Here is a 24,605-nt window from a genome sequence, read left to right as displayed (position 1 = left end):
ACCGACTCACATTGCCGATGGAACAATTGAATGGTCAAGTAAATTGTCGTCGAAGGACGGCGTGATCAATCGAGAGTTGCAATGACAGAGCAGACAGATTCAGTCCAGTCCGTCGAGAAGAAATCCAAAAAGATACGGCGAGTATGGATTATTGCTTTGGCAGCAGTAGCCATTATTGCGGGCGTCTTTATTGGCAGTCGTATCTATGCCTCCACCGTCTCGGCTCAGGCCGAAGACGTGCCAACACTTTCCCAGACCCCTGCGGCTGAACAGTCCAACGGTGCGCCGGAAACTGGCAGTGATTCGAGTGCCGGGGACACCTCTGGAACTTGGTCCGTCGGTTCGGGTTCCTTCGCCGGATACCGTCTCGATGAAGTTCTCAACGGTGCCGACGTGACAGTCACTGGGCGTACCGAAGACATTACCGGGTCTCTCACAGTTCAAGAAGATCAGCTCATCGCAGCGGATCTCACCCTGCAAGTGGATACCATCTCAACTGACTCCGACCGACGCGACCAGTACTTCCGGACTACTGCCATCGATACCGAGCAGTTCCCTGAAGCAACCTTCAGCCTTGTCGAACCAGTTGACGTGTCTGCGTCACATGTCGGCGGCGCTCAATCTTTCAACATGACTGGTGAACTGACTCTCAATGGACAGACCGTTGCGGTGACCACTGACGTGGAGGCCGTCTTTAATGACGGACAGGCCCAGCTGGTCGGCCAGATACCTGTGAACTGGGCCGACTTCGGTGTTGAAGCCCCGGACTTGGGATTCGTTGCAGTAGAAGATGACGGATTCATCGAGTTCTCATTAAACGTCATGCAGCACTGAGCTGCGAAAGCTCAATAAACTCGTATTGTGCAGAGGGCTTAGCGGCGGCACACACCTCTTGCAGGTTCCTGCCGCTGCCTTGCCTTTGGTATTAACCGAACCGTTGCTACTGGCACAAGAAATTACCGACCGGTACGGAAAATATGTGGCGGTTATGCCGACAACCTTTTCAAGAAGCAATGCTCCATTTAGGTTCTAGCAGTTCTGCTCATTGCTGTCGCCGAGCACTGAGGAATCGGCTGAGAATTGGTGGCGCGATTAGATCATTGAAAGCAAAAGATCGCCCAGCTCCTGCGGGAGCCGGACAATCTTAGCGAACAGTTGGTTGGATCCTCCGAGCGGAAAACCCGCGAGGCGTCCTAGACTGCCAGCCTGCGGCGGATAAACCCTGAGGCCTGGTCCACCACGATAATAAGCAACAGAACGATGATGATGTGGGTGAGCATGGTGTCGAACTGGAAAGACTTGATCGCCTGATTGATGAGCAAGCCAATACCTCCGGCACCCACCAACCCCAACACGAGTGACGAGCGAACGTTCACGTCGAAGCGGTACAGCAACAAGCCAATAAACTGAGGGACAACCAGAGGCAGGGAACCATGCGCTATCTGTTGCAACCTTGATGCACCGGTCGTGGAGAGGGCCTCTTGCGGACCATGGTCAGTTTCTTCCATTGACTCCGCCCACAACTTTCCCATCACGCCAGTATTGTGGCAGATCAGTGCCAGCACCCCGGCAAATGGGCCAAGCCCAACCGCGGTGACGAAGATCAGCGCAAAGACGATATCTGGTACCGCCCGGAAGAACGACAAAATCGCACGGGAAATTTGGTAGGCCAGCGGATGTGGGGAAGTGCTACGCGCCGCCAAAACTGCCAAGAGCAATGCAGTAGGAATGGATAACGTGGTACCCAACAGGCCAATCCATAGCGTGACGAGGGTGGCCTCCAACCCTGGCTTCACGACGGTTTCCCAGTTCAGATCCGGCGGGAAGGCATCACCGAGAAAACGTGCCATGCCCCGCCAACCCTCAACGAGTACTGCCGGGTCAAAATCCGTGCCACGTATAGCCAAGAGATGCAGTATCACGATGAGGACAGTGGCCGCGCCCCAGAGCAGGCGTCTGCGTACTCGGTTCCGGTCGTGTGGCACGCTGAGCGTTGCCGGCCGGGAAGCTATGACTGAGCTGGACTCGTCCATGGGGTGACTTTCGATTCGAGGTTCAATCTGCAGGCTCATGCTGCGCTCCGTTCAGGGGAGTAGAGCGTATCCAGGACCGGTTCGTTCAACGAGCTAGCCGGACCGTCAAAAATAATGCGACCGTGCATCAGGCCAATAGCGCGATCCGCGTGGCGCAGTGCCAAATCTGGTTGATGCAATACCGCTGCGACAGCTAGGTTCTCCTGATGGGCGAGTTCGGACAGCAGCTCCATGATGTTCTCCGCAGCATGTGGGTCTAGGGCGGATACCGGTTCATCGGCTAACAACACTGAGGCCCGCTGGCAGAGTGCTCGGGCCACGGCTACACGTTGCTGCTGCCCTCCCGAAAGGCGTCCGACTTTATCCAAGGCACGGTCTGCCATCCCCACCCGATCAAGACAAGCCATGGCTTCTTCACGTAATTGACGAGAGAAGAAAACCGGAGTGATCGAAGCTAATCCGGAGACGCGTGCCAAACCTCCAGCGCAAACATTTTCCAGCGCCGTGCGGCGTGGCACCAGATGAATTTTCTGGAAAACCATGGCGGCCCTACTGCGCGACTCGATCAGGGCCCGGCCATGGAGCGTTGCCAGATCGGTTCCCTCAAGCTCAACGATTCCGGAATCCGGTGCGGATAATCCGGCAACACATTTAAGCGTGGTCGACTTACCAGATCCGTTGGCCCCGAGGAAGGCAACCAGCTCTCCGCGGTTCACATGGAAGTTCACTTGGTCTAGCACTTTGCGGTCATTGAATGACTTTGCCAGACCGGTAACTGTTAGCGCTCGAGCGGGAGTTGAGGGTGGGGCAGGAACTGAATCGCGCACTTAGAGGTCCTTCTCGGTTAGGCCCATTTCGGCGGCAAGATCAAATAATGGCTGATAGGTATCCTTGGTGACTTCGAGCAGCGGACCTGGAGGAGTGACATCAAGGAATGCACCTACCTGGGCGATGTCCGCCTCGGGCAATTCAAGCAATGCGGTCTTGACTGCTTCCTTCAGCGCCGGATCGGCATCGGCACGAATGGTGATGGGGTCATTGGGGATTGGTTCAGAGGTCCAGATCTCGCGGTAGTCCGCAGGGTCGAAGGTTCCCTCAGCCTTTGCCACGGCCAGGGTCTGCGAGTTAATCTGGGCGGCGTCAACAGTGCCGTTGGTCAGCGCGAGCAATGACTCGGGGTGGCCTCCGGCATAGTTCAGATTCAGCTCGGATTCGGCAACGCCCGCGGTCTTGAGCGCATAGCGGGGTAGCACATCCCCGGAGGTGGAACCCACACCGCCCAAGGCCAGATCAGCATCGCGAAGCTGCTCGATGGAGGTAATATCCGAGTCCTTGGGAACCCAGATGCCGGCCGTGTAGGTACTCAACTCGCCCTCAGCGGTGCCGAAGGATACCAGTGGCTCGGCACCTGCCTGCTCGCTTGCGAAGACATAGCCCACGGGACCGAACTGACCTAGATCCAGCTTGCCATTGCGCATGGCGAGCACTTCGGCCGAATAATCTTCGACTACCTGCATCTCAACTTTGCAACCCAACTCACGCTCAAGTGCATTTGCCAGGACCCCATAAGCGGGCTCGAGTTTCGCTGGGGCTTCGAACGGTTCTATGCCAAACATCAGCGGACCATCGGCGCAAAATGCCGGGACGTCAGTTACCGCCTCCGATTGGGTCTGCGGGCTACCGCAGGCCGACAACGCTACGAGCCCTATGGCAGATGCCGCCACTGCGACGGTGCGTGAAAGTTTCATGATTACTCCTGAAGAAAGAAATGGGTAACTTTGTGTCACTTCGATGGGGCGCTCAGCGAGGGCTCCTGAATGAGCGAGCGAACGTTGCGGTCGGCCAAGCCGAAGGACAGCGTCATACCGACACCGGCGGTGACGGACACTACGGTGATGGCCTCGGCGACGTTGTGAATCAAGAGCGGTCCAACGTCGCTGGAGGCATAGACTCCCTGCCAGCGTTCGAGAATGCTCAGCGGTTCGCGGTGAAGAACGGATTCGATGGAGCTCAGCAGGGTGTTTGAAATGTCTTCCTGGATAAAAGGCGGATGGGTCAATTCGTAGTCGTGAGAGTCGCCTAAGAGCAGCGTTCCATCCGGCCGCTGGGTAAACATCACATTTGCTTGAATATCCAATAGGTTTTGATGCTTGGAGCGCACCTCGGCGCGTAATTTCTGAGCCGAGGGGACCTCGGTGAACGCTTCATAGCGCAGCATTGACGTTGCGGTGAGCACCGCTGGTTCTAGTTTGAGATCTGCAGGGCTTTCGGAACTTGCCATCTGCAGTGCGCAGCGCTTGATACGGTGTTCTTCGGCCAGAGCGGGGAACAAATAATCAACGTCGTGGCCCACACAAACAAATATCTGATCCGCTTCGATAGGCCCCCGGCTGGTCTCGACTCGAGCGCGGCGCTGCTCTCCGATGCCGAAGCCGAGCGCCGAAGTGTTCCAACGTACCGAAGCCTGTGGCAGCGAATCGATCCACCCTGCCAATTTCGCAACTGTGGTTCGGGGATCCACACGAAGGTCATCACGCAACATGGCACCACCGAGGAGCCCCTGGGTTTCGGAACGCCCCAGTTCGTGAGCGACTTGGGAAGCCGTGAGCAAAGTGATCTGACCAGGGGCACGCCGATCTGACAGCTCGCGCAGGACCTGAAGCTCGGTCGGGGTGGTAGCCACCACGAGTGCTCCGGACTCGGCGGCCCAGAAACCTGCGCGATCTGCGTAGTCCAACCACAAGGGCCGTCCGGCTTGAGCTAGCTCGTAAAGTTCACCGCTTTGGGCAGTAATGCAGCAGTGGCCGAAATTGCGGACGGACGCGCCGACTGCTTGGTGGTCACGATCGATGACGAGGACAGAGAGCCCGGCATCGACCGAGCGGGCGGCGTGGGCCAAGCCTACGATCCCGGCGCCAATGACCACTACATCGGCATGCATGGCGTTGGGAGTTTCGTTGTGGAAGGTGTTTTCGTTGATCACAAAATTGATCATGCACTTCTTCGGAGAGCCTATTCAAGCTAAAACAGCACTTGTCTATACAAGTTTGATTAGTGTTCAACTTGCGGGCCATCCGTTTACCTAGGATTCGTTTCGATGTCCATGAAAACCACGAATTTTCAGTTGTCGCACTTGTATGATCAAGTTGTGAGCCCGAACAAGAACTATCCAAAGCATCAGCAATTAGCCGCCGACCTGAGGCAGCGTATTGCGTCAGGACAATGGCGAGAAGGAGACAAGCTTCCAAGTGAATCTGAACTGTGTGCCTTAGTCGAGGCTTCACGAGGTACCGTTCGCCATGCCCTCGCCACCCTGCGCTCCGAGGGACTCATTGCCGGTGGGCAAGGGAAGCCGCCTACGGTGGCGCACACCGTGCCGTCCCAGTCCTTCAGCACTTTCATGTCCTTTACCGAATGGGCTCAATCGATTGGACGCTCTCCGGGACAGCGCACGGTGGAACTCGCCCGACGCGTTGCCGACTCGATCGTGGCAGAGCAGATGGGACTCAGGGCGGACGAGAAAGTGATTCAAGTGCTGCGACTGCGACTGCTGGACGAAACTCCGGCAATGGTTGAACGCTCCAATTTTGCGCTGGAAGCCGGGCGACTATTGTTCGATTTTGACAGCGACTCAGGATCCATTTTTGGGTACTTGCGTGAGCAGGGAGTCGATCTCTCGCGCGGACGGCACACAATTGACGCAGTCGCCGCGGATGAGACGGATGCCGAACTTCTAGGTGTTCAAGTGGGCACACCGCTACTGCGCGAACGACGGATCACCTCGTCGCGTGCGGGAGAAATACTCGAATATTCCGATGACAGGTACCTACCGCAGCTTGCAAACTTCAGCATCGAAAATACCAGCGAGCATCGTGCCGCACTAACTCGCGTCCCGAGCTCAGTTACCTAACAACACCTTGGAGTAAGAACATGATCGAACTGATCGCCTGCGACATGGCAGGAACAACCATCGATGAACATGCGGATGTATACAGGGCGCTGGAGAATGCAGTGCGCGAAACCGGAGTGGACGTATCGCCTGAAAACTTGCAGACCTGGATGGGGGCGGAGAAGCGTGAAGCCATTACCGCGCTCATCCGTTTGGGTGGTGGAAAAGCGGAAGAACAATTAGTAGCGGGAACTTTTAATCGCTTCCGCGAATTACTGTTTTCCTACTATGCTCAGAACCCTCCGGTCGCCCTTCCTGGTGTAGTAGAGGCTTTCGAGATTTTGGCGAAACAAGGCGTGAAAATCGCTTTGACGACGGGATTCTCAAGAGACGTGGCCACCGATTTGCTCAACGGCCTGGGCTGGCGAGTTGGAGAGGGCGGGTTGCTTGATGCCGTAGTCACCGCCGATGAGGTGGCAGCTGGCCGTCCTGCGCCGTACATGATCCACCGGGTGATGGAACAGACCGGAGTACTAGACGTGGCGAAGGTGATTGCTGTCGGCGATACGGTCAACGATCTGCAGGCGGCGACGAACGCTGGAGCCATTGCGGTGGGAGTGCTCACCGGGAAGCTTGGACGCGCAGACCTCGAACTGCACCCTCACGATGCGATCTTGGAAGGTGTGCGAGAGCTGCCCGATTTTATGGCGCAACTGGGCGCTGCCCGCGTACAGGCGTAGGTGATTCAGACTCGTTGACTCGGAGGAAGGACCAGCCCAGAGTGGTCCTTCCGCTGTTTCGTGCAGGGTAGCGGGAGTCGGCGCGAGTATCGTCATTGAGGTTCGAGCGCAACGGTGTCGATAGCGCAATGCAATTCGACATCCGACATACGAAATTTAGTTTTCGCTATCAAGCGTTTTTGGTTCTAAGGTGAAGGTAACGCACGCCCACCTTGAATGAAAGTGAGTAGTCATGAGCACGACTGTTCTGCAACGTCATTTGTTCGGCCCAGGTCCCTGCAACCCATATCCAGAAGCAACCGCCGCGCTGGGGCTTCCCTTGCTCGGTCACCTGGATCCAGCATTCATTGCCCGCATGGACCGTGTAGGCGATGGACTGCGCACCCTATGGGGGACCAAGAACACTCGTACCTTGCCGCTGAGTGCTACCGGCTCCGCTGGCATGGAAGCCGCTTTCGTGAATACCATCAATCCAGGGGATGTGGCAGTCATTGCCATCAACGGGCTGTTTGGTGAGCGCATGTGCGAGGTTGCCTCGCGCGTGGGCGCCGAAGTCGTACGTGTGGACCACGAGTACGGAACACCTATCGACGCCGAGCGAGTCGCCGCGGCACACCCGAATCCCACCGTAATTGCTGGCGTGCATGCTGAGACGAGCACCGGAGTAGTTTCCGATATTGCCGCACTCGGCGCCATCAAAGGTGATGCCTTGTTGATTGTGGATGCGGTGACTTCCATTGGCGGAATGCCGGTCTTGGCAGACGAGTGGGGAATCGACATCGGCTACGCTGGAACCCAGAAATGCATTGGTGTTGCGCCCGGTCTGGCACCCTTCACCATCTCTGACCGCGCGTTTGAACGCCGCGTTCAGAAGCCCCAGTCCTGGTACCTGGATCTCGGTCTGCTCGGTGGATATGCCACCGGCGCAAGCGGCGGTGGGCGCACCTACCACCACACGGCACCAGTTGCCATGGTCACTTCGTTGGAAGCCGGCATCGACCGGATCCTCGCCGAAGGCCTGGACGCAGTGACCACGCGCCATCAGGAAGCTGGCAAGCTGTTGCAAGATGGTCTCGAGGCCATGGGCTTGGAATTATTTGCAACCGAAGGCTACCGACTTCCGCAATTGACTACGGTCAAGGTTCCAGAAGGGACGGACTCGGCCAAGGTCCGCGGCTACCTGCTGGAGCGTTTCAACATTGAAATCGGTGGCGGCGTCGGACAGTACGCGAACACCGTGTGGCGTATCGGTCTGATGGGGCCGAACGCTAACCCAACCTCGGTAGCGCTGATTCTTGCTGCGCTGAAGGAAGCAATCGACAAGGCTTAACAGAACCATACTGCGGGTTTCTAGAGATGTGGCGCAGCCTAGTCAGTGGCTGCGATAGCTACCTTGCAGATGTTTGGTAAGTGACTCTGAACCTTGTTCTGGGTGGCGGATTCAGCCTCATGCGGGCGTTCCCGATGGGCAACCCGTTCTTGGCTAAGCATGCAAAAGGTTCGCCGCGGTCCCGGTTCCAAGGCCTATTGCTTGGAACCGGGACGAACCGCGTCTTGAGAACCTGTATTCGCTCGCGTGCCGGACCTTTTGCTAAACGTAGTCGTTGATTCGACTACGCAGCGCGAAGACCGACTCGTCTATTGATTCCACGCTGGTTTTTCCGACGAAACCCATGGCGCCTTTGAACTCGTCGTGCAGAATCTTGAAGGCCTTGCTCACCGCTGGCTCACCACCGGTCGCCAAGGCGTAGGCAAATGGGCGTCCCGCCATTACAGCGGTGGCACCCAGCCCGATTGCCTTGACGATGTCATGTCCGCGACGTATCCCGCCGTCAAGGTAGATCTCGGCCTTTCCATCCACAGCTGCGACGATCGAAGGCAAAACGTCGATGGTGGCTGGTTGCGCGTCGAACTGTCGACCTCCATGATTTGAGATGAAGACGCCATCGGCACCTTCGGCTACCGCTCGCGCGGCGTCTTCGGCATCCATGATGCCTTTGATCACCAGCTTCCCGTCCCACTGCTGGCGCAGCTTAGCGAAATCCGCCCAATCAGCACTCGAATTCTTGTTGCTGGCCATCCACTGATTCATTTGATCCATGCGGAGCGCTTTGCCATCGATGGAGTAGTTTCCATAGGTCATCTTGCGCCCGGTCAGCCACCGGTAAATCCATCGTGGTCGCATTGCGGTCGTGAAGTAGTCGAAGACTGGTGGTTTAGGCGGCATGGAAAGACCGTGGCGCATATCGCGTTCGCGCTTGCTCGACGATCCGACGTCACCGGCGACAACCAAGGTTTTGACCCCGGCATTCCGCGCTCGTTGGATGTAGTTTTCGGTTTCGGCTGGATCCTTCCAGAAAGCGACCTGGGCCCAGAGCTTGTCCCCGGCTATGGGAGCGACTTCCTCGAGGGCGCACCCCGCCCAGGCGCTGTGAATGAAAATGGAGCCCGCGTTGACCGCGGCACGGGCTACCGCCAGGTCTGAGCCAGGATGGAAGATGGTCAGCATGCCCATGGGGGCCACCAGCAACGGAAAGTCCACGGGTTGCTCCAGGACCGTGGCTTCGGTGGATAATTCGCTCAAGTCCACCATTGAGCGTTGCCTGAGCATCAGGGCATCGAGGCTCTCGCGATTGGCGCGAGTGGTGATCTCATCCAACGCCCCACCGTCTAAATAGTCGGTGATCATTTTTGGAAGGTGCCAGCGCGAAGCTTTTCGGTAGTCATCGATGCTGACGATCCATTTGTTACGCATGGTGTGAATACTCCAATTTGGGGCTGGCGCTAGAGGACTTTTGAGAGAAACTGTTGTGTGCGTTCGTGCTGCGGATTGCTGAGAACTTCGCGAGGGTGACCCTGCTCGACCACGTAACCGCCGTCCATAAATACGAGATTGTCACCGACCTCTCGGGCGAAACCAATTTCGTGTGTCACCACGATCATGGTCATGCCGGCTTTGGCGAGGTCGCGCATGACATCAAGGACTTCGCCAACGAGCTCAGGGTCCAACGCCGAGGTCGGTTCGTCGAAAAGCATGAGTTGGGGTTCCATGGCTAGGGCGCGGGCGATTGCAACACGTTGTTGTTGTCCACCAGAGAGCGCAACCGGGTAAACGTTGGCTTTTTCTGACAAGCCGACTCGTGCCAAGAGTTCGTTGGCCCGGGCAGTCACTGCCTTGCGACTCTCTTTTCTGACGCGGAGCGGCGCTTCACAGATATTTTCGAGAACGGTCATGTGCGGGAAGAGATTGAAACTCTGAAAAACCATGCCGATGTGTTCGCGTGACTTGGCAATTTCGGTTTCGTTTTGCTTGTGCAAGCTGCCGTTCTTGATTTTCACCCCGATGGGCCGACCATTAACTTTGATGTATCCTCCAGTCAGGGTCTCCAGCTGATTGATGCAACGTAAAAAGGTCGATTTGCCCGATCCTGAGGGGCCAAGGATGCATGTCACTTCACCACGATTCACGGTGAGATTGATCCCCTTGAGGACCTCTAGCTGTCCGAAATGTTTCTGGACTTCATAGGCCTCGGCAATAACGTCATTCATGGCTGAACTTTCTGGACTATTGGTTGCGATCGTTTCAGCGGATTGAACCGGGCAGATAATTTCTGTGGTGCCCGATTGCCCGAGCCGCGGTTGAAATGCCGCTCAATATAGAACTGACCCAGACTAAGGATGCTGGTCACCGCTAAGTACCAGAGACTGGCCGCAATGAGCAGCGGGATAGTTTTGAAATTCGAGCTGTAGACCATTTGCGCAGAATATAGTAGTTCGGGGAAAGCTAAAACGCTGACCAGAGAGGTTGTTTTGAGCATGGAGATTGTCTGGTTTCCCGTGGGCGGAATGATGATTTTCATGGCTTGAGGCAATACAACACGCCATAGAATAAGGCCGCGCTTCATGCCTAGTGCCTTGGCTGCCTCTGTCTGGCCCTTATGCACACTGAGCAATCCAGCACGAACGATTTCGGACATGTAGGCGCCCTCGTTGAGGCCTAGCCCGAGAATTGCCGCGAGGAAAGGCGTGATCAAGGTGTTGGCATCAATTGAGAAGAACTCGGGGCCGAAGGGAATTCCCATCTCGATCCGGGGATAGATCGCTGCGATGAATCCCCAAAACAATAGCTGGACGAACACCGGAACGCCGCGGAAGAACCAAATCATGAATGCAGCGACCGAGGCTACAACATAATTCGGCGCCAATCGCGCGAGTGCCAACAATACGCCGGCCACGATTCCGACGACCATGGAGATGACCGTCAGGATCAGTGTGTTGACTAGACCCGAAAACAATCGTTCGGAGAGGAACCAGCTGAAGACCACGTCCCACTCATAACGTGGGTTAGTGATGAGGGAGTAGGCCACGAGTGCTACCGCGCCAAGTACGACCGCAGCGGTTAACCACATCATTCTGTGGCTTTCGCGCGGTCTGGTCATCAGCAGCTCGTGGTGTTTAGCATCCACTGGTTGCCCTGTGGACTCGGGAGTTTTAGATACGCTGGTCATGAAAACCTACTGGGCCTTATTGAACGCAAAGTCACTTATTGCACCGTTGCCTACGCCCCAACCGTCCAGGATTTGCTGGTATCGACCGCTTTTCTCCAACGATTCAAGACCTAGCTGTACCGCTTCTTCAAGGCCGGCATCCTTGGCAAATGCGATGCTGACAGGTGATACGTTCTTTTCGCCCAGGAGCTCTACCTCGCCGCCCTGTTTGATGGCGTAACCAAGTGTTGGCCCGTCTACGTAGACGGCATCGATTCGTCCGGAAGTTAGCGCGAGAATTGGTGCCTGCATGTCTGGGTAGGTCATCACGTCGATGGCCGGTTGGGAATCCGCGACGCATTTTGCGGACGCTTCAGGTACACGCTTGAGATCTTGGAAGGATCCCTTGAGCACCCCTACCTTGACGCCGCACAGTTCATCAACATTGAGTTTCTTTGGATTTCCTGGAGTTACCCCGATGCCACTACCGGACTGGTAATAATCCACGAAATCCAACACCTTCATGCGTTCCTCTGAAGGAGACATTTGTGAAACCACGAGATCAAATTTTCCGGCAGATACCCCGGGAATGATTGCATCAAAGGTGCCGCTTTCAATGGTCAGATCAATTCCCATGGCGTCACCGAGCGATTGCGCCAGGTCGGCATCGACGCCGACTATCGTGCTTCCATCATCCGCGATGAAGTGCAACGGCGGTGAACTCTCGCTCATCGTCACGGTGAGTTTGCCACTGTCCTTGAACTTCGCGGGAAGTGCATCATGCGCAGCTTGGTCTACCTCGACTTGGATCGCTTCGTTGGCGGCGGGCGATTCGGCTGACTGTCCAGAAGGTACTTCTGGATTTGAACAGCTTGCCAATGAGAGCGCGAGCAGGCCAGTGAGGGCCAATGAAGGGAGCTTGAATTGCGAGCGCATGTTCGTGCCTTATCTGTCGTGAAGTGATGGACGGGTGGGAACTGGGCCAAGCGGATCGTGAAAAACACCTGCGAAACACGCTAGTGATGCATGTCACCCCGATTCCCGATATCATGTACCGTACATCGTGCACGATTTTGAAGCAATAGCAGATCCTCAGCGGTCTCGATGATGAATTGGCAATAAAGGATGAAGAGAAAACATACGTTGGATAGGATTTCGTCATGAACGCATTGCCGTCGGAAGATACGACCCCGCTAATCGCCGCGCGTCCGATGCTGGCAGACCAGGTCTTTGACGCGATTTTGGTTCTCCTTCTGGACGATAAACTGCCCACCGGTTCGCAGCTGAGCATTGACGGATTGGCCAAAAAATTCCAAGTTTCCTCCACGCCGGTACGTGAAGCGCTTGCGCGTCTGGAAACCACTGGCATGGTTCGACGGGAAGCATTGCGCGGATATCGAGTGGCGCCGGAACCGACGGTCGATGATGTACAAAAAATAAATGCGGCCCGTGCAATGCTAGAGCCGGGTATGGCACGGCTCGCCTGCGAGAACCAAAGCGAGACGCTGGTGAGCGAACTCCTAGCTTGCAATAGCGAGTTGAATGAAGCGCGGGGCGGTGAAGCCTTCGCGGACTACCGTGCCTATTGGAAAGCCGATGAAAAGTTCCACCGAAGTCTCGCCGAGGCCGCAGGTAACGAGTTCCTTTTCAGGGCCTATTCCGCCATCGAGGGGCATATCCAGAGGTTCAGGCTGGTTGTGCAAAATTCGATGAGTGGTGAACACACCATCGAAGAGCATGAACGGATTATCGAAGCTCTCATTACAAAGGACTCCTCGGCTGTGCACGCGGCGATGGAAGCGCATATTTCAGGTATTGCGCAGCGAGCCACGCAAAGCTATTCCTAGTGCACAGTGGGTGCACTATCCAAGGCGGGCTGGATGCCGCCGGCGATTGTCGCCGAGCTGGTCAAGCACTGCGATCTAGCCGTGTCGACTTCGAAGGCGTCAAGTTGAAGCGGGAAAACAACATGCACTCCGTGACTCGAATCCGCGACTGCGTGACCGGCCTCAAGCTCATTCGAAAGTACAAAGGCAAACTCATCCCCACCAAACTGGGCAGTTCATTGGCTCAGGACCCGCAGGCCATGGCGGAATACATGATCGAAACTCTCCGTGCGGTAGCCAATATGGATGTTTACGTTGATTCGGGGTTCTCCGAATGGGCAATTCGTGCAGGAGGCTATCGACCCGACAAGTTTGGCTACGGTGGTGAGCCGGTGAAGAACTATGTGGACGTGAGCGAGACTCTCGCGAACTTTGGTACTACGATCCCGATGCGCAGGGCCCGGTTTCGCAAGCCACCTATATCCCATGTGTCGAGCCGTGGTTCAATATTGGTTGCCTCATCGATTTCCGGTATCCACGGCGTGAAGAAGGCGAAGAAAGCGATCTCAAACTACAGCAGATCTCGCGATTCATTCTCGAGGCGTAGGCAACAAGACTAATCTTCAGATCGACTTGAATGGTGGATCGTAAAACGCCGTCTTGAGCAGCTCGTCTAAAACTGCACGTCTAGTAGAAACTATTGGACGCCGCTGAAACTCAAGATGAACATTGTCGATGACTTTCTGTTTATCCAACCCAGTAGAAAATAGTTTGTCATGCGTCAGGACAATCCCTTTGGTTTGCGGTAGCCTCTTACAAGTCAGTTGAGTCCATGAAAGAAAGTTGGCTGCACAGTGAAAGCATTATTTGATTTCGGGTTCCGTAAATTTGTCACGCCGTCAATTATCAAGATCGTATACATCTTGATCATGATCATGCTGGTCGTGTCCTACCTCGGGTTCACCATCGCCGCCTTCAACGAAGACGCCATCTTTGGCCTCCTGGTGCTGTTAGTTCTCGGCCCGCTCTTCGTTTTGATCTACCTCGTGTTTGCTCGCGCATGCTTGGAATCGCTGATCGCGCAGATTCGTACCGCTGAAAATACGTCTGAACTTGTGCGCCTGGCCGGTGGAACGCCACCAAACGAACTATCGACGGGAATAGTTCCACCAAATCCTGCCGGACCATCGACTACTAACATCCGCCCGGCAAATCAAGCCGACCCGACTCGTCCGGTCAACCGACAGGACCCTGAAGACGGATCAACCCCTCCAACCAATCCATACAAGTCCTAACTGCTTGTAGGCCATGCCGGGCACGGAAGTATACGTGCCCGGCTCTGCTATTCGAACGGGGCCAGTTCGGCGTCCAGGGAGTAGCCAGAAAAGCTGAAGCCGGGTGCGCAAAGACAATTGTCTTTGCGCACCCGGCTTCAACGTTCTAGATCCTCTACCAGGCGTTGCCAGCCTTTACCGAGAGGACCGGGCACCCGGACTGCATCAGGATGCGTTGCGCGGTGCTACCCATAATAAACTTGCCCACTGTGCTGCGCTTGCGCAGCCCGATGACTATGAGCTGTGCTCGTTGCGCTTGTGCAACTCGCAAAATCTCGTCCGCTGCATCACGTCCCTGGGTGGAGCGTTCGATCCAGAAGTCGAGGCCCGCTGAGGTGAGCTGCTCTTCCAGTAAATGAAACTCCCTAGCGTCGATTAGACGATCATCTACTAATGCATCTCCCTTTGACGAGTTGACCACTACAAGTCGTGCTTGCGCACGTTGTGCCTCGATGATTGCCTGATCTAGAGCTGCCTCGCCCTGTGGCGAGGGGAGATAACCCACAACAATTGTCATGATTTGTCCTTTCCGTCCTGCTCGTCATCGGCCGAGCGACGTGCTCCGGTTGGCAGACGAAGTTCTGTCTTTTCCAACTCGTCTTCGCTGATGGCTCCGCCGGCGGCTAGACCTGCGGTGAGCTCGGAGGCTCCGCCTCGTGCCTTGCCAATCATCTTGAGGACCGTTGGGATGAGTAGCAAGATGGCAATGATGATGTAGATCGTCACCGCTACCGGCTCACTCCAAAGCCCGGAGATTTCACCGGCGCTGAGCTGGAATGACTTACGCAGTTGCTGTTCGGCCATGGGGCCAATGATCACGCCGAGGACTAACGGGAGGATTGGCAGCCCAAAGCGACGCAAGGCAAACCCCAGCAGGCCGAGCAGCAGCAGAAGCCACAAGTCCGCGGTTTGCATGTTCACCGAGAACGCGCCCAAAGTGGCGAAAAACAGAATGCCTGCGTATAAGAACGGACGCGGGATCTTCAGCAGCTTCGCCCACAACGGGGCAAGCGGAAGGTTGAGCAACAGCAAAAGGGTATTGCCAATGAACAGGCTGGCAATCAGCGCCCAAACCAAGTCCGGCTCATTTTCAAAGAGCAAGGGGCCTGGTTGAATACCTTTCATGGTCAGGAAAGCGAGCATGACGGCTGCGGTCGCGTTAGTGGGCAAGCCCAAGGCGAGCATCGGCGTCAGCGTGCCAGCGGCCGAAGCGTTGTTCGCTGCCTCCGGGCCGGCGACACCTTCGATTGCACCGTGCCCGAATTCCTCCGGGTGCTTTGAAAGCTTCTTTTCCGTGACGTAGGAGAGGAAGGTGGGCACTTCGGCGCCTCCTGCAGGCAGTGCGCCGAACGGGAACCCGAACGCGGTGCCGCGAAGCCATGGCTTCCATGAGCGTTTCCAATCTTCCTTGCCCATCCAAGGACGTCCAACAGGTATCGTGCGTGCAGGATTGCGCCGGAGGTGAGCTGCGATCCATAGCGCCTCGCCAATGGCGAAGATCGCCACGGCAACCACTACGATATCCATGCCATCGATCAACGGTGCAAAGCCAAAGGTCAAACGGCTCTGTCCGGATACCGGGTCCATGCCGACCAAGCCAATGGCGAGGCCAAGGCCAAGGGCCGCGAAACCTCGGATCTTTGAGGAACCGAGAACCGCGGTAACCGTAACCAGGGCGAGGACCATGATGGCGAAATAACTCGGAGCGCCAAGGCTTACCGCAAACTTCACCACAAACGGTGCCACGGTCACCAGCAAGGCGGTGCCGATGGTGCCTGCAACGAACGAGCCGATAGCAGCTGTAGCCAACGCCTGGGAAGCACGCCCGGCCTTGGCCATCTTGTGGCCCTCGATAGCCGTGATAACCGTGGAGGACTCGCCCGGTGTATTGAGCAGAATCGAGGTGGTCGAGCCGCCGTACATGCCGCCATAGTAGATACCGGCGAACATGATCAGTGAGCTAGAAGTTTCCATGCCATAAGTGACCGGCAGCAACAGCGCTACGGCCATGGCTGGGCCAATCCCGGGCAGGACACCTACGGCCGTACCTAGGATCACGCCAACTAAAGCGAAGAGCAGATTGATGGGAGTGAGCGCCGAAGCGAAACCCTCCATCAGTAGATTAAGTGTTTCCACTTACAGCACCCCCGAGAGAATTCCGGCCGGCAGCTTGATGCCCAGACCCAAGTAGAAGCCGTAAAAGGTACCAAGCGACATGGCGATTGAGATTAGCAACGTCAGCACGTAGCGGCGGCTTCCTAGGGCAACGGCTGCTCCGAAGAACAGAATGGTTCCCGAGATGACCCAGCCGGCTGTGTTGATCAACAAGATGTTGACCACAAATACTGCCAGCAGCGGAAGGACGACCTTCCAGTCCGAAGGCTGGCTAAGGTCAACGTCTTCGCCTTCCTCGCCCTCGGCGAGGTTTCCGCGGAGCACGGTGATCGCCAGAGCGATAGAAGAAAGTACCAGGATTCCCGCAACCCCGTACGGCAGGGCCTTTGGGCCCACCACGTCGGACTGGGAGTACGTCACATGCAGCTGCGACGCATCAACGAACACGATGATTCCCACCAGAAAAAGAAACGCGGCGAACAGGAGTTCGACGCGCTTCTTTTTCGCTGTGGTTACTTGGCTCACGCCAGACCCAGGGTCTTGAGCACGTTGGCTACGCGCTCGTCCTGTTCGCTGAGGAAGGTCGAGAACTCGTCGCCGGTCATGAACGCGTCGGTCCAACCGTTGGTATCCAGGGCTTCCTGCCATTCATCGGACTCGTGCATCTTGGTGACCGCTTCGGTCCACTTGGTCTTGTCCTCGTCCGAAATCTCCGGTGGAGCGACCAGGCCGCGCCAGTTGGAGAAGACCAAGTCAATATCGGATTCCTGCAAGGTTGGTGAATCAACGCCTTCCAAGCGTTCTTCGCCACTGGTCGCCAGCACACGAACCGACCCCTCTTCAATCTGCTGCATGTATTCGCCTGCACCGGAAGCTGCAAAGTCGAGCTTGTTGCCCAGGATGGCTGGCAGCAGATCGCCACCACCGTCATAGGAAACGAAGTTCACGTCCTTGGGATCAATGCCCACGGCTTCGGCCAGCTGCATCGGCAGCAGGTGGTCGGGTCCACCCGGCGACGAGCCGCCACCGACCGAGAGTTTCCCTGGATCCTTCTTCCACGCAGCTACAAGATCGTCAATGGTCTTGTATGGGGAATCCTTGGACACCATGATTGCGCCCGGCTCTTCGATGAGCTTTGCAATCGGGGTGGTCTCGGTCAGCTTGGCTTCTGATTCATTGGTGTAGCTTGCGCCCACCACGCCCAAGCCCATGAGCATCCCTAGGTCTCCGTTGCCTTTTTCGTTGACGATTCGAGCAAGGCCAACGGTGCCGCCAGCACCGGCAAGGTTGAAGACTTCGAGGTTGGAAGCGATTGCTGCGTCATCCATGACTTTCGCTGCCACACGGGCGGTGGTGTCATAACCGCCTCCAGGAGTGTTTGGAACCATAATGCGCAGGCCCTCCAGTGGGCCGCTTGCGGCGGAGCCGGAGGCGCTTGGATCGCTGCCAGAGCTAGTGACGCCACAACCTGTTGCGGTCAGTGCGAGCGTTGCAGCGGCGGCTACCGCTGTCAGCATGCGGAGTGACTTGAAATTCTTCATGGATTCAGCCTTTGTCTTCATTGGGGTGCGAATAGTTCAACACTAAGCAGGTGAGTGAGGTAGGTCACGCTTGCGTACGCAAAGAAAATACTGTTCATTGTGTAACTAAAAATTGTGAGCTGGCTCATGCCAAACTTCGGTAAAGTTGCCAGGTGCACCGCAAGGGCGGTGCCGGATGAGAAGCAACTGCAAAGGCAGCAGATGATGGGGAAGGAGGAACAGTGAACACTACAAGGGCCTGGCCCAGCGAACTATTCGCCAACAGAATGTCCCTAGCCGGGCAGTACCTCATATTGCAGTTGCTGATCATTGGCGTAGTGGTCACCGGATTTGTGGTGGTCTCAATTACCCAGGCAACGAATACCTTTGAAAAAGAAGAAGGCCGGCGCAGCCTTTCCGCAGCAGAATCGCTAGCGGCCAACCCGCTCTTGCGGGTCCTCCTCCCGGGGGCCGAACCGGAAATGGGGTCCGCGTTGCCAGCCATGGCCGAAGCCGTACGCAGTACCTCGGGCCTGCAATTTGTCACGATTGCGGATCCTAGCGGTGAGGCGATCACGTCCAGTTTTCCCGACGAAGTAGGCACCACAATTCTTCAGCCCGAGTCTCAGGTCACCGAAGGACGTGGTTGGACCGGAGATATCTGGCGCCAAGGGAAGCACGTACTGATCGCTCAGGTGCCGGTCTTGGACGATGATGGGTCGATGGTGGGCATTGTGAGCACAGGGCAAAAATATCCCTCAACGCAGGCTGTCATTCGTGAAATCGCGCCCAGCGCACTATTCACCCTCCTCATCTCACTACTCTTGGGGGCCACCGGCTCGGTGCTCCTGTCCAGACGCGTCAAGCGCCAAACCCGCGGTATGGAGCCAAGAGAAATTTCTGAACTCTTTGAACACCGCGAAGCCTTGCTGCACGGAGTGAAAGAGGGGATCGTCTCCGTCTCTCCGGAACACCGGGTCATGCTCGCCAACGACATCGCCATAGAGCTGTTGCAACTACCCATCAACTGCGTAGGACAAACACTTGACCAACTCAAGGTGGCACCGCAGGTTACTCGCGCTCTAACCACGCAACAGCAGCAGGCAGACCGGCAATTCCTCATCGGCGAACGAGTGCTGGTCTTCAACCGCATGCCAGTGATGACTTCCGGCAGGGACCTCGGCTCGGTGACCACTTTCCGCGATCGAACCGAGCTGACTCTCTTGGAGCAAGAGCTCGGAGACAGCAAAGCGACATCGGACATGCTCCGAGCCCAAACCCACGAGTTCGCCAATCAGCTCCACGCCATCTCCGGGCTCATCCAATTAGGAGAGTACGACGAAGTCGTAGGATTCATTGATGGAGTGAGCTTCAGCCGCAGCAAACTCTTTGAAGATGTCGCAGCGCGAATCACCGAACCAACCATAGCTGCCTTGGTCATTGCCAAGGCAAGTGTCGCGACCGAACGCGGAATCCAACTCACCGTCGCCGAGGATTCCAACCTGGGCCGCAGTGATGACCAACTGGCTCGGGACTTGACCACCGTTATCGGAAACCTCGTAGACAACGCAATAGACGCGGTATCGGCGGTGAGCCAACCACGCATCGAACTACGCATTGCAGAAAGCGATACGCAAATTACCGTTGTGGTGGGCGACAATGGTTCGGGGGTAGATGACGCGGCAATCGATGAAATCTTTACCCAGGGATTCTCCACCAAAGACACGACCGTTTCCGGCGGAAGGGGATTCGGGCTGGCTTTAACCAGACTGGTCTGCCGTCGCCGCGCAGGGGACGTCCAAGCGGTTAACGACCACGGTGCGCGGTTCACCGCTACACTCAGGAAGTAGGGAACAACTCGTGATCAAAGTACTGGTGATCGATGATGATTTCATGGTCGCCAAGGTGCACTCAGGGTTCGTCAATAACGAGCCGGGGTTCTCGGTTGTGGGAGTAGCTCACTCGGCCAACGAGGCGATCAAAGCCGCAACCGCGCTTTCGCCGGATCTCGCGTTGCTAGATATCCACTTACCCGATATGAACGGGCTCGACCTGCTCCAACGGCTACGCGAGGTACAGCCGGACTTAGATGTCATCGTCATTAGCGCGGCCCGAGAAATGGACACCGTCCGCCGTGCTTTGAGGGGCGGAATCGTCCACTACCTGATGAAGCCGTTCTCCCGCGAAGATCTTCGCGAACGGCTGGAGCACTATTCGAAAACTTACCAGCCGCTGCAAGAGGCAGATCAAGAGCTGGAACAGGCAGACGTGAACCGGCTTTTCGGACTGAGTGGGCAGAACCGACGCCCCCTGCCCAAAGGCTGCAGCGCTGAAACGCTGGCACTCGTGGAAAACATCGTCAAGGAAGCCACTAATCCCATCTCCGCCACCGAAACCGCCGAGAAACTGGGCACCTCGCGGGTGAGCGCTCGCCGGTATCTGGAATATTTGGCCGAAGAGAACCTGGCTCAGGTGAATCTGCGGTACGGGGGAGTGGGCAGACCAGAGCGAAGGTATTCGTGGAACAGTTAGGTGCTTGTCGTCCTTGCGACGCGTCTATTGCAGTCCAACTGTACTTAAACGGACCTTATGTCGAATAACGAGGCTCTCCACATCTCAAGGTGCAAATGAGGTTTTATCCACCCGACTTCAGCTGGGAACTGCCTCGCCAGTCATAGCTGAAACTAAATCCTCCGGTCTCCCGATTCCACAGGAACATTGCGGAATCTCGATGCAGCTTTCGCAACTTCGCAATAGGATCCTTCAAACGTTCAGCGAATCCTCCCGGATACCTATCGGCAGCGGCTATGAAATGACGGAAGGAATTAAACGTATTGCCCTGTGTCGGGAAATCGGCACAGGGCAATACGAACTTTATCAACTGAACTATCAAGCCAGATTCTGACTAGAATTTATGGACTTTGGCCGTCTCAATTGCCGTAAGGTCTTGGAGCTTTTCTTCCTGAGGGAATGACATGTAGCGCTGATAGCTATCATCGAGCTCGCTCAGCCAGGGCGAGTGGTGTTCTGCTGCCATGGTGCCAGTCATGACTGAACGGTAGACCTTGTCGCGGTAGGTCAAGATATTTTTCTTCTTATCCATCTTCCACGCCATGAAAGTCCGGGTGACTTCATCCAAATCAAACATCGGGTAGTCCGTCTGCTCGATGAGATCGCGAATGTAGTCCGCCTGGAACTTCACTTCATCTTCCGCGGTCTCAATAGCGTTGAATCGCTCCAGCCACGCATCTATGCTTGCACGCTGTTCGGACGCTGAAGGGACCGCGGCTTCTCCCAAAACCAGATCACGGACATACCAAGCCTGCGCATCGAACATGTTGAAGGTGAACCATTGATCCTGGGCACCTAGGTAGTAAAGCTGGCTATTGTTCTCGGAAACCACACCACGGTACAGAGTGTCCGGGTAGACGTTGTTCGGTGAACTTAGGGCAAGGTCGGAGGGCAAGAAGGGGTAATGGTGCAGATACCCGGTGCACAAGACAACAGCATCAAATTTGCGGGATACGCCATTGCTGAAATGTGCAGTGGACCCTTCGAAGCGGTCAATGAGGGGGAGCTCTTCAATGCCTTCTGGCCAATCGAATCCCATTGGGGCCGTGCGGTAGCTGTACGTCACCGAGCGTGCACCCATCTTGAAGGACTGGACACCAATGTCTTCGGCCGAGTAGCTTGCGCCGATCAGCAGAACGTCTTTGCCTGCCAAGCGCTCGGCGCCACGGAAGTCATGGGCGTGCATGAGCTCGCCGGGAAAACTTTCGATTCCCTTGAAATCTGGAACATTCGGGAAGCTAAAGTGACCGGTGCCGACAATGACATGATCAAAATCGTTCTTTTCCGTCAGACCGGTCTTCAGGTCTTCGCTGGTGACGGTGAATAGTTTGGTGCTCTCGTCGTAATCGACCCAGCGCACTACGGTCGCAAAGCGGACGTATTTCTTAACGTCAGACTTCTCTGCGCGGCCATTGATGTAATTCCACAGCACGGCACGTGGTGGGTAGGAAGAAATGGGGCGGCCGAAATGTTCGTCGAAGGTATATTCGGCGAATTCCAAGGCTTCCTTGGGGCCGTTGGACCACAAGTTGCGGTACATGCTCGAATGTACAGGTTCGCCGTGCTTGTCGATGCCGGTGCGCCAGTTGTAGTTCCACTGGCCTCCCCAATCATCTTGCTTCTCAAAGCAGGTGATCTCGGGGATTTCACGCCCTGACTTCTTGGCAGAATCGAATGCCCGCAGCTGGGCGATGCCGCTGGGTCCTGCTCCAATGATGGCGACGCGTTGAGTCAAACATACCTCTCCGGCTTGTTAAGCCTTATTCAAGTTTCGCGCGATGCTCCGGATCCCGATTGTGGGTTCGAGCGTGCTACGCGAATCAACAAAAAATGCTCTAAACCAGTCGACCAGTCGCGCATAAAAAGCGTTCACATGTCGAGGCAAAACTGCCCTGTTCCAAAGGGCATCGTTATCGAGTTTACCAGTAACCGATTCTATTGACCGGGAAACCGAGGGACAGGGAACAGTCGCCAGGGAGATATGGGTGCTGATTTGAGGCTGGGTAAGGGTTAAGCTGCGCCTACGAACCCAGCACCGAAAGCGCCTGAAAGCAGGTTAAAGTGATTTGCCTGCAGTCACTATCTTGGCGCAAGCAGACTTGCGTTTTGGGGCCAGAAGAGACCAGCCCCCGCCCTGTCCATTGGACTGGGAAGGAGGCTGGTGACGTGCTGCTGAATTCGGTTCTAAGCGGCGGATCGCTGCTGCTGGTGGAAATCGCATTTGCGCTGTGGACCATGATCGCTGCGATTAGCGGTCCTAGATTATCTACCCAACCTAGGTTTCCATTGCATCGACAAGAAGCAATTAACCATTTTTCAATCCAAGAATCCAACCGAGCAGATGCTCATGAATAGCTCTGAATCTGTAGCAACGACCTGAGGCCAATCCCTAGAAGAAGTGCAACGGATCAGATGGGAAGGGCTGAATTGACGCGCGGCATATCGGTGAGCTCAAGGGCGGCGTCGCGGGCTGCCGCAATGCCGGACTCGATGGCGCCGTCGATGAAGCCTCCCCATCCCTTGGCCAGGTCCGAGCCTGCGATGCGGATGCGGCCCTCGGAGCGCTGCAGCTCGGCTAGGGAATCGGTGAGATATCCCGTGTAGTGCATCGACCAGGTGCAGCGTGCATGCTCGTCGTCGACCCAGTTATGGCCGGCAACTTCCAAGACCTCCAATCCGGGGACGAGAGCATCGAGGCTGCGCTGGGCCGCGGACGTATCGGTGACGTTGACAGCTGCGGCGTCGGGTCCGAAGCAGACCAAGGTGGTGGTGTCCGCATCGATGTACTCGGCTTGGGCGAAGTTCAGGGCGGCGTTTTCGGGGCCCATGGCAACGAAGCGTTCCTGCCGTCCCTTGACCTTGATCCAGAGCTTTGCGCCGCGGCCGGCATGGCTGCGGCTTGCGGCTTTGCGTTTAATGGCTGAAAGTTCAGGATGAATGTCGATGTCGTTCAGGGTGCCCAGGGGGACGGCAAGGATGAGTTGGCGGGCGGTGAGTTGCTGTCCGTCGATGGTGCTGGCGACGACTCCGTTCTCGTCCTGATGGATGGAAGCCACCGGCTGGTTCAGCCGCAACTCGGCGTCAGAGTCCGCCAGGATGGCCTCGGCCAGGCGCCGGGTTCCTCCCTCGATCTTGAAGGTTGCGCAGGTTTCGAACATAAGTTGCCAGGACCCGCTGGCCGCAGCACACCAGCGCAGTGCCTGCGTGTAGGCGGCTTGGTCTAGGGCGCCGTTGAAGTTTAAGGTCCAGAAGGAGCGCAGCAGCTGGCGTTGGTTCTCCGGAAGGTCCAGGCGGTCGATGGCCTCCGAGAGCGTGGTGCCGTCGATGCTGGCGAGCTCGGGGTTGGCCAGCGGGGACCAGGGTAAGGGGAAATACTTGCGAGCATCGGCTAGTAGGGCTTGGTTGGGGGCGTCGAGCAAGTCCATCAGCTCGTCTGGATGCCCCGTATGTTGCTGGCCCTCGGTGCTCCAATAGGCCTTGGTGAAGTCGGGGCCGGCGACCGGGGCGATCCCGTAGCGGCCCATTTCGGCCCAGACGTAGGGCTGGGTCCAGTGCACCCACGTTCCGCCGAGTTCCAGGTTCCGGCCCAGATGCTCCTCGAGGTGGGTGCGCCCGGCGATGCGGTCGCGGGCCTCCAGGATGGTGGTCTTGAATCCGCGGCGGGACAGTTCGCGGGCGGCGGTCAGGCCGGTGAAGCCCGCGCCGACGATGATGACGTCAGTGGTTTCCATGGTGGCAGTGCCTTAGCTGTAGACGAAGAATTCGATGGTGGGTTCGAGGATGGTCCAGCGCGTCATGGCGCCCTTGGACAGGGAGGCCATGGATCCGGCGGTGAGCTCGAGCATGTCTCCGCCCTGGACCTCGATGCGGATGTGCCCGGAGACGATGTAGATGGTTTCGTCTTCCCCGATGGGCAGGTCGAAGGGCTCGGGCGCCTCCTCAGGGGAGATGCTCCAGATGCCGGAGGCGAGCGCCTGATTGCCGTTGTCGCCATTGCGGCGGAGCCACTGGACGGTGCCGAGTTCGAACGGTTCGAATGCGGTGGTGGTGTGATGGGCGTGGAATACCTGTGGCATGAGGTTGTTCTTCC

The 24,605-nt window shown here is 56.6% G+C and carries 25 protein-coding genes; 10 read left to right on the top strand and 15 right to left on the bottom strand.

The genetic code is table 11. The features are described 5' to 3' along the window. Window positions 1-81 precede the first annotated feature (81 nt). The gene (locus tag CQ017_RS17360; RefSeq protein ID WP_096288275.1) at window positions 82-834 is read left to right on the top strand and encodes a YceI family protein; all 753 of its coding nucleotides are present in this window, start codon (window positions 82-84) and stop codon (window positions 832-834) included. Window positions 835-1,193: 359 nt separating this feature from the next. Here the strand turns inward: CQ017_RS17360 and phnE are convergent, their stop codons facing one another. The 4 genes from phnE to CQ017_RS17340 all read right to left on the bottom strand — a co-directional run bounded on the left by phnE (window position 1,194) and on the right by CQ017_RS17340 (window position 5,028). Further along, window positions 1,194-2,072 carry a phosphonate ABC transporter, permease protein PhnE gene (phnE, locus tag CQ017_RS17355; RefSeq protein WP_255248513.1) on the bottom strand — a complete coding sequence of 293 codons (879 nt, stop codon included), beginning with the start codon at window positions 2,070-2,072 and terminating at the stop codon, window positions 1,194-1,196. Next, complete coding sequence (locus CQ017_RS17350; protein ID WP_255248512.1) at window positions 2,069-2,773, bottom strand: phosphonate ABC transporter ATP-binding protein; 705 nt, start codon at window positions 2,771-2,773, stop codon at window positions 2,069-2,071. The genes phnE and CQ017_RS17350 overlap by 4 nt, the downstream gene beginning before the upstream one ends. An 87-nt stretch (window positions 2,774-2,860) precedes the next feature. Continuing rightward, the gene (locus CQ017_RS17345) at window positions 2,861-3,781 is read right to left on the bottom strand and encodes a phosphate/phosphite/phosphonate ABC transporter substrate-binding protein (RefSeq protein WP_105554764.1); all 921 of its coding nucleotides are present in this window, start codon (window positions 3,779-3,781) and stop codon (window positions 2,861-2,863) included. A gap of 35 nt (window positions 3,782-3,816) precedes the next feature. Beyond that, complete coding sequence (locus tag CQ017_RS17340) at window positions 3,817-5,028, bottom strand: TIGR03364 family FAD-dependent oxidoreductase (RefSeq protein ID WP_105554763.1); 1,212 nt, start codon at window positions 5,026-5,028, stop codon at window positions 3,817-3,819. 153 nt (window positions 5,029-5,181) lie between these two features. On the opposite strand from CQ017_RS17340, the gene CQ017_RS17335 reads away from it, so the two are divergent. The 3 genes from CQ017_RS17335 to CQ017_RS17325 all read left to right on the top strand — a co-directional run bounded on the left by CQ017_RS17335 (window position 5,182) and on the right by CQ017_RS17325 (window position 7,992). Next, entirely contained in the window at window positions 5,182-5,943 is a 762-nt protein-coding gene (locus tag CQ017_RS17335; RefSeq protein WP_096288326.1) for a GntR family transcriptional regulator, read from the top strand. Window positions 5,944-5,963: 20 nt separating this feature from the next. After that, on the top strand, window positions 5,964-6,662 hold the full coding sequence (locus CQ017_RS17330; RefSeq protein WP_105554762.1) for a phosphonatase-like hydrolase: 699 nt from the start codon (window positions 5,964-5,966) through the stop codon (window positions 6,660-6,662). A gap of 232 nt (window positions 6,663-6,894) precedes the next feature. Then, window positions 6,895-7,992 (top strand): alanine--glyoxylate aminotransferase family protein, encoded by a 1,098-nt coding sequence (locus tag CQ017_RS17325; RefSeq protein ID WP_096288265.1) that lies wholly within the window; start codon window positions 6,895-6,897, stop codon window positions 7,990-7,992. 261 nt (window positions 7,993-8,253) lie between these two features. Here the strand turns inward: CQ017_RS17325 and CQ017_RS17320 are convergent, their stop codons facing one another. The 4 genes from CQ017_RS17320 to CQ017_RS17305 are packed head-to-tail and all read right to left on the bottom strand — an operon-like array spanning window position 8,254 to window position 12,085. Continuing rightward, the gene (locus CQ017_RS17320; RefSeq protein ID WP_105554761.1) at window positions 8,254-9,417 is read right to left on the bottom strand and encodes an alpha-hydroxy acid oxidase; all 1,164 of its coding nucleotides are present in this window, start codon (window positions 9,415-9,417) and stop codon (window positions 8,254-8,256) included. A 29-nt stretch (window positions 9,418-9,446) separates the two neighbouring features. Then, window positions 9,447-10,211: an amino acid ABC transporter ATP-binding protein gene (locus tag CQ017_RS17315; RefSeq protein ID WP_105554760.1), complete on the bottom strand. Its 765-nt coding sequence runs from the start codon at window positions 10,209-10,211 to the stop codon at window positions 9,447-9,449. Continuing rightward, a complete protein-coding gene (locus CQ017_RS17310) occupies window positions 10,208-11,170 on the bottom strand; it encodes an amino acid ABC transporter permease (protein WP_217990417.1) in 963 nt (320 codons plus the stop codon). The genes CQ017_RS17315 and CQ017_RS17310 overlap by 4 nt, the downstream gene beginning before the upstream one ends. Window positions 11,171-11,176: 6 nt before the next feature. Continuing rightward, window positions 11,177-12,085, bottom strand: coding sequence for an ABC transporter substrate-binding protein (locus CQ017_RS17305; protein ID WP_096288259.1), 909 nt, complete (start codon window positions 12,083-12,085; stop codon window positions 11,177-11,179). A gap of 224 nt (window positions 12,086-12,309) precedes the next feature. Between CQ017_RS17305 and CQ017_RS17300 the strand changes: the two genes are divergently transcribed. The 3 genes from CQ017_RS17300 to CQ017_RS17290 all read left to right on the top strand — a co-directional run bounded on the left by CQ017_RS17300 (window position 12,310) and on the right by CQ017_RS17290 (window position 14,270). Further along, entirely contained in the window at window positions 12,310-12,996 is a 687-nt protein-coding gene (locus CQ017_RS17300; protein WP_096288257.1) for a GntR family transcriptional regulator, read from the top strand. 104 nt (window positions 12,997-13,100) lie between these two features. Continuing rightward, the gene (locus tag CQ017_RS17295; protein ID WP_146112528.1) at window positions 13,101-13,595 is read left to right on the top strand and encodes a hypothetical protein; all 495 of its coding nucleotides are present in this window, start codon (window positions 13,101-13,103) and stop codon (window positions 13,593-13,595) included. A gap of 234 nt (window positions 13,596-13,829) precedes the next feature. Then, a complete protein-coding gene (locus CQ017_RS17290) occupies window positions 13,830-14,270 on the top strand; it encodes a DUF4282 domain-containing protein (RefSeq protein ID WP_096288253.1) in 441 nt (146 codons plus the stop codon). Window positions 14,271-14,424: 154 nt separating this feature from the next. On the opposite strand, the gene CQ017_RS17285 is transcribed toward CQ017_RS17290, so the two are convergent. Genes CQ017_RS17285 through CQ017_RS17270 form a run of 4 tightly spaced genes read right to left on the bottom strand, consistent with a single transcriptional unit; the run spans window position 14,425 to window position 17,965 of the window. After that, entirely contained in the window at window positions 14,425-14,826 is a 402-nt protein-coding gene (locus tag CQ017_RS17285) for a universal stress protein (protein WP_105554758.1), read from the bottom strand. Further along, on the bottom strand, window positions 14,823-16,424 hold the full coding sequence (locus tag CQ017_RS17280) for a tripartite tricarboxylate transporter permease (protein ID WP_374955002.1): 1,602 nt from the start codon (window positions 16,422-16,424) through the stop codon (window positions 14,823-14,825). Before CQ017_RS17280 ends, CQ017_RS17285 begins: the two co-directional genes overlap by 4 nt. 21 nt (window positions 16,425-16,445) lie before the next feature. Then, window positions 16,446-16,949 carry a tripartite tricarboxylate transporter TctB family protein gene (locus tag CQ017_RS17275; protein ID WP_105554757.1) on the bottom strand — a complete coding sequence of 168 codons (504 nt, stop codon included), beginning with the start codon at window positions 16,947-16,949 and terminating at the stop codon, window positions 16,446-16,448. After that, a complete protein-coding gene (locus tag CQ017_RS17270; RefSeq protein ID WP_176484262.1) occupies window positions 16,946-17,965 on the bottom strand; it encodes a tripartite tricarboxylate transporter substrate binding protein in 1,020 nt (339 codons plus the stop codon). The genes CQ017_RS17275 and CQ017_RS17270 overlap by 4 nt, the downstream gene beginning before the upstream one ends. A gap of 221 nt (window positions 17,966-18,186) precedes the next feature. Here CQ017_RS17270 and CQ017_RS17265 point away from each other — a divergent pair, with 221 nt between their 5' ends. Together CQ017_RS17265 and CQ017_RS17260 are read left to right on the top strand one after the other, a co-directional pair. Next, complete coding sequence (locus CQ017_RS17265; protein WP_308729564.1) at window positions 18,187-19,794, top strand: ATP-binding protein; 1,608 nt, start codon at window positions 18,187-18,189, stop codon at window positions 19,792-19,794. A gap of 10 nt (window positions 19,795-19,804) precedes the next feature. Next, window positions 19,805-20,476, top strand: a complete 672-nt coding sequence (locus tag CQ017_RS17260) for a response regulator (RefSeq protein ID WP_096288247.1) — start codon at window positions 19,805-19,807, stop codon at window positions 20,474-20,476. Between the two features lie 373 nt (window positions 20,477-20,849). On the opposite strand, the gene CQ017_RS17255 is transcribed toward CQ017_RS17260, so the two are convergent. After that, window positions 20,850-22,250, bottom strand: coding sequence for an NAD(P)-binding domain-containing protein (locus CQ017_RS17255; protein WP_105554755.1), 1,401 nt, complete (start codon window positions 22,248-22,250; stop codon window positions 20,850-20,852). A 431-nt stretch (window positions 22,251-22,681) separates the two neighbouring features. Here CQ017_RS17255 and CQ017_RS17965 point away from each other — a divergent pair, with 431 nt between their 5' ends. Then, entirely contained in the window at window positions 22,682-22,870 is a 189-nt protein-coding gene (locus tag CQ017_RS17965; RefSeq protein ID WP_141393591.1) for a hypothetical protein, read from the top strand. Between the two features lie 53 nt (window positions 22,871-22,923). Here the strand turns inward: CQ017_RS17965 and CQ017_RS17250 are convergent, their stop codons facing one another. Then, entirely contained in the window at window positions 22,924-24,246 is a 1,323-nt protein-coding gene (locus CQ017_RS17250; RefSeq protein WP_105554754.1) for an NAD(P)/FAD-dependent oxidoreductase, read from the bottom strand. A gap of 12 nt (window positions 24,247-24,258) precedes the next feature. Further along, entirely contained in the window at window positions 24,259-24,591 is a 333-nt protein-coding gene (locus tag CQ017_RS17245; RefSeq protein ID WP_105554753.1) for a cupin domain-containing protein, read from the bottom strand. Window positions 24,592-24,605 lie beyond the last annotated feature (14 nt).

It is taken from the genome of Arthrobacter sp. MYb224, from assembly GCF_002975455.1.
GTDB lineage: Bacteria > Actinomycetota > Actinomycetes > Actinomycetales > Micrococcaceae > Glutamicibacter.
The sequence above is the reverse complement of the archived record's forward strand: the minus strand, read 5'-3'. Positions and strand labels throughout refer to the sequence as shown.

What these genes read in the sequence shown, in the direction of transcription:
- CQ017_RS17360 (WP_096288275.1), top strand. Translation starts at nt 82, where the DNA reads ATGACAGAGCAGACAGATTCAGTCCAGTCCGTCGAGAAGAAATCCAAA.
- CQ017_RS17315 (WP_105554760.1), bottom strand. Translation starts at nt 10,211, where the DNA reads ATGAATGACGTTATTGCCGAGGCCTATGAAGTCCAGAAACATTTCGGA.
- CQ017_RS17320 (WP_105554761.1), bottom strand. Translation starts at nt 9,417, where the DNA reads ATGCGTAACAAATGGATCGTCAGCATCGATGACTACCGAAAAGCTTCG.
- CQ017_RS17305 (WP_096288259.1), bottom strand. Translation starts at nt 12,085, where the DNA reads ATGCGCTCGCAATTCAAGCTCCCTTCATTGGCCCTCACTGGCCTGCTC.
- phnE (WP_255248513.1), bottom strand. Translation starts at nt 2,072, where the DNA reads ATGAGCCTGCAGATTGAACCTCGAATCGAAAGTCACCCCATGGACGAG.
- CQ017_RS17250 (WP_105554754.1), bottom strand. Translation starts at nt 24,246, where the DNA reads ATGGAAACCACTGACGTCATCATCGTCGGCGCGGGCTTCACCGGCCTG.
- CQ017_RS17280 (WP_374955002.1), bottom strand. Translation starts at nt 16,424, where the DNA reads ATGGAGGGTTTCGCTTCGGCGCTCACTCCCATCAATCTGCTCTTCGCT.
- CQ017_RS17285 (WP_105554758.1), bottom strand. Translation starts at nt 14,826, where the DNA reads ATGACAATTGTTGTGGGTTATCTCCCCTCGCCACAGGGCGAGGCAGCT.
- CQ017_RS17310 (WP_217990417.1), bottom strand. Translation starts at nt 11,170, where the DNA reads ATGACCAGCGTATCTAAAACTCCCGAGTCCACAGGGCAACCAGTGGAT.
- CQ017_RS17345 (WP_105554764.1), bottom strand. Translation starts at nt 3,781, where the DNA reads ATGAAACTTTCACGCACCGTCGCAGTGGCGGCATCTGCCATAGGGCTC.
- CQ017_RS17340 (WP_105554763.1), bottom strand. Translation starts at nt 5,028, where the DNA reads ATGATCAATTTTGTGATCAACGAAAACACCTTCCACAACGAAACTCCC.
- CQ017_RS17300 (WP_096288257.1), top strand. Translation starts at nt 12,310, where the DNA reads ATGAACGCATTGCCGTCGGAAGATACGACCCCGCTAATCGCCGCGCGT.
- CQ017_RS17325 (WP_096288265.1), top strand. Translation starts at nt 6,895, where the DNA reads ATGAGCACGACTGTTCTGCAACGTCATTTGTTCGGCCCAGGTCCCTGC.
- CQ017_RS17245 (WP_105554753.1), bottom strand. Translation starts at nt 24,591, where the DNA reads ATGCCACAGGTATTCCACGCCCATCACACCACCACCGCATTCGAACCG.
- CQ017_RS17330 (WP_105554762.1), top strand. Translation starts at nt 5,964, where the DNA reads ATGATCGAACTGATCGCCTGCGACATGGCAGGAACAACCATCGATGAA.
- CQ017_RS17270 (WP_176484262.1), bottom strand. Translation starts at nt 17,965, where the DNA reads ATGAAGAATTTCAAGTCACTCCGCATGCTGACAGCGGTAGCCGCCGCT.